A 3,766-nucleotide genomic window follows, 5' to 3' on the forward strand; every position below is an offset into this window, starting at 1 on the left:
AGATTAGGATAACTGGTTACCTCACCCATCCACCTCGACTCTCCTTGTCAAGTACAATTTATACCAAATTAGATGAGCTTACCCTGGCCTAGACCTATTGCAAAAACATAAGACTTTTTCATATATAGTGATCCTGGAAGGAAGCAAGACCTAACACGAGTTTACACTGAAAGACGAACTATTCCGGGAGACAACCAGCTTCTTGAGAAGAAGCAAAAAAGGCACTGTCGAACAGGCTATAACTACATTACTACTAGCATAATTGCTGCCATCCAAAATCGCCGCAAGTTCTACAACTACAAAATTTGGCAGGAAGCCATTCAAAATTCAAAATTAGAAACTAAAAATGGAGAGCAAGAGGCTGGGGTTGGGTAGACGACCACTATTTTCAAGATCGAAACCCTCAACGCCCCTTATGCTGCCCTCAATCTGGGCGGTACTATTCAAATGCTTGATTGGGTTATCCCCTCCATTGAATTGGGGTTGCCATTCATCGCTAAGGGGTTCGTCTTGCAAAGGAAAGAGAACTCGACAATCACAAATGAGTACCCATTCGTTAGGAAAAAGAACTCGATATAAAGAAACGGGTTTCCGTTTATTGAATTTGAGTTCCCATTCATAAGGAATGCTTTCGCATTACAAATAAACGTTAAAGCATTTACTATGAATGGAGTCCCATTTGTTGAATTTGGCTTCCCATTCATAAGGAATGCTTTCGCATTACAAATAAATGTAAAATCATTTATTATGAATGAGTACCCGTTTGTTGATTTTGGGTTCTCATTTCTAAGTAACGGCATCCTTTACTCAAACAACACCGACTTCATCCTCAATCCGGTGAAGGGGTTGCTTGATGATCACCGCAAGATTACGGATCGAGTTGGCACTCAATCTGAACGAGCTATGATTACGCCACATCTTGAAATCTTGGACTTTCGACGCTTTATGTCAGAGGAAGCTGTCAAGTCGCTTCGCTCCAATTCAAAACAGGTCACGGCGCTATTAGCGTCTGGTTAAAGCTTTTCTACAAAGCCAGATCGAAAATCTGCTGTGCGGATAAGTTGAACTGGGGAAAGGTTGGGGAAACAATAGGAGTGTTTCCCGTAAATGGAGTCATCTGATATTCTCCGTCAACCCAATTACAAACAAAAATTGTCGGTTGCTTGGGGTTGCCAATAAACTTTCTCGCCCCCAATGCGGCATAATCAATAATCCAATATTCCTCGATACCCATTTCTTCATAATCTCGCAGTTTATTGTAGTAATCGTCACGCCAATTGGTTGAAACAACCTCGACAATTAATTTGACCGAATCAGGATTTTGGATAATCGATTCGCTTTCCCAACGGGGTTCCGCCCCAAGAACTTCTTTGTTCAAAACGATGATGTCCGGCTCATAACCTGATTTTTCGCGTTTAGGTTTGACAATCGATTCTCTAGGAATAATCCAAATGCCGCCTTTGCCCATCTGCCTGATCATGATCAATAGTTGCTCGATCAGGGAACCTGTTAGATTTGAATGTTTTCCCTTTGGCTTGGGCATTTCGATAATGACTCCATCATGCAGTTCGTACCGGACTGCTGAGTTTTCAGGATACCAGCTCATAAATTCATCAAAGCTGTAGAGTTTGGGTTCAACTTGGGCTTGAGTCATAGTGCATAATCTGAGTCATCAAAACCCGTTAATTGGAGAAATTGTAGTAGTCGATATGCCAGTAGATAGCTCCTAAAGTCTCAAAAAATTCCTGCCAATTAACTGAAGGTTTCTTGGTTGGCTGCATTTTTGGGCAACTCTTAAAAACTAGATGCGGCTAATCTAACGCTGAAACTTGGTTAACTTCAAACTAGCCGATAAAATTAGTTTAACGGCTCATCTCGACTCAATGTTCAAACCAGCCAACCTCTCCCCCACCCTCTTAATCGGGCTACTCACCCTAACACCAGCATTTGCCCAAGACTATCAACCCCCTGCCGATAGAGGGAGACAACAACAAGCCGATGCTCAAGGTTCGCGGGGGGACTGTCTGACTCAGGCATTGCGCCTCCTCATCCCAGAAGATCATACACCGAATACCATTGCCGCTCATCCCACCTTCTTTTTTTACAGCGAATTTCCGCGAGTGAGTTTTACTCTATCGGCACCCGGAACGAGTGAGCCGCTTTACGAACGTGAGATGATGATTAATACACCCAAGATAGTGCGGGTAGAAATTCCAGAAACAGCACCCCCCTTGGAAGTGGGTAAAGAATATGTGTGGACGGTAGTGGCTCGGTGTCGTTCAGTCGAACAGATTTATGCTCGTGCTTCGTTGCGACGGGTGGAACTCTCCTCAGAATTAGAGAAGGCGTTGTTAGGGGCAAAATCAAACGAAGAGCGGGTTCGGATATTGGCACAGCAGGGATTATGGCATGATGCGTTAGCAGCGGGAAACGGTTCTGACTCGTTTTGGCGACTGCTGGCGGATATTGGCGTACACCAACTCGGGGATTTAGCGGATGTTCCGCATGAGTAATTGGGGATTGAAGGTTGTTCTCCCGGTTTGGCTGTTGGTATCTGGAGTGCAGGTTTTCGGATGGCTGGAACCTGGGGAGTTGATACTGCTGGATAGGATGTTTCAATGGCATCCGCAATCTCAGAATGATGAGCGGATTGTGATTGTTGGAGTTACGGAGTCGGATATTAGGCAGTTAGACCATTATCCAATCAGCGATCGCATTTTGGCACAGTTGCTCAATCAGATTCTGGCAGCGAATCCCGTAGTGGTAGGGTTGGATTTATTCCGAGATGTGCCAGTGAGTTATGGGGAAGATGAGGGAAGCCGGTTGGTAGGGGCGGGTTTGACTGATAATGTTATTGATAAATCCGATAACGTGACTAAACCCGCCCTTGTTGGACCAAAAGCCCTGGAGGATATTTTTCGCACCTCTGATAACTTGATTGGAGTGGGCAAGTTTACAGGCGTACCCGGAGATGACTTTTTTACGCGCATTGCACCACCGGATATCCTGGCACAAAAGCAGCAAGTTGCCGATATTAGTACAATCGTAGACCCGGATGGGGTAGTGCGGCGAGGGAATCTTTACCCGATTGCAGATGGTTCCCCAGAATCTGAGATTCCTAGTTTGGCACTGAAGCTGGCGTATCGGTATTTATCGACATTGGGAATAGAACCAGAAACCCGACAACAAGGATGGTTGGGTTTGGGGGATGCTGTTTTTCCTCCCTTTGAAGAGAATGATGGGGGGTATGTTAATGCTGATGATCGGGGTTATCAGATTTTAATCGATTGGCGGCAGTTTCCGGAAGGGGGATTTGACCAGGTTTCGGTGATGGAGGTGTTAACTGGGAAGGTTTCTCCCGAACGGTTTCGGGGAAAGGTGGTTTTGATTGGGGCGTATGCGCCGTCTTTGCAGGATAGTTTTTATACGCCGTTTAGTAAATATCAAGGAACAACACCCAAGCCGATGTTTGGTGTGGAGATTCAGGCGCTGCTGACAAGTCAGATTATTGGCGCAGCGCTGGGGGAAGATGGGGGAATTAGGGTTGTTGCGGAACCGTTGGAGTATCTCTGGGTTTTGCTGTGGGTAAGTTTAGAGTTTTTGTGGATAGGATTTTGGCGACACCGGGGGCGTTATCCGGGGTTTATATTATTCATGGCACTGATAGGAGGGGTTTGCCTGAGTGGAGTCTTGGCGGGGGTGACGTATACGGCGTTTTTAGGGAATGTCTGGATACCGTCAGGTGCAGCTTTGCTGGGGATAGGGC

4 protein-coding genes are annotated in these 3,766 nt (G+C 45.8%); 3 read left to right on the top strand and 1 reads right to left on the bottom strand.

Annotated features, from left to right (window positions below):
• Window positions 1-747: 747 nt before the first annotated feature.
• Window positions 748-1,017: a hypothetical protein gene (locus IQ257_RS28970; RefSeq protein WP_193882393.1), complete on the top strand. Its 270-nt coding sequence runs from the start codon at window positions 748-750 to the stop codon at window positions 1,015-1,017.
• 7 nt (window positions 1,018-1,024) lie between these two features.
• Here IQ257_RS28970 and IQ257_RS28975 read toward each other — a convergent pair whose 3' ends face one another.
• Window positions 1,025-1,654 (bottom strand): Uma2 family endonuclease, encoded by a 630-nt coding sequence (locus IQ257_RS28975; protein ID WP_193882391.1) that lies wholly within the window; start codon window positions 1,652-1,654, stop codon window positions 1,025-1,027.
• A 175-nt stretch (window positions 1,655-1,829) separates the two neighbouring features.
• Between IQ257_RS28975 and IQ257_RS28980 the strand changes: the two genes are divergently transcribed.
• Both IQ257_RS28980 and IQ257_RS28985 read left to right on the top strand, forming a co-directional pair.
• Complete coding sequence (locus IQ257_RS28980) at window positions 1,830-2,513, top strand: DUF928 domain-containing protein (protein WP_193882389.1); 684 nt, start codon at window positions 1,830-1,832, stop codon at window positions 2,511-2,513.
• On the top strand, window positions 2,497-3,766 hold a 1,270-nt coding region (locus tag IQ257_RS28985; protein ID WP_193933464.1), incomplete at its 3' end, for a CHASE2 domain-containing protein. The genes IQ257_RS28980 and IQ257_RS28985, both read left to right, overlap by 17 nt.

Origin of the sequence: Coleofasciculus sp. LEGE 07092 (assembly GCF_015207375.1) — a bacterium.
GTDB lineage: Bacteria > Cyanobacteriota > Cyanobacteriia > Cyanobacteriales > Coleofasciculaceae > LEGE-07092.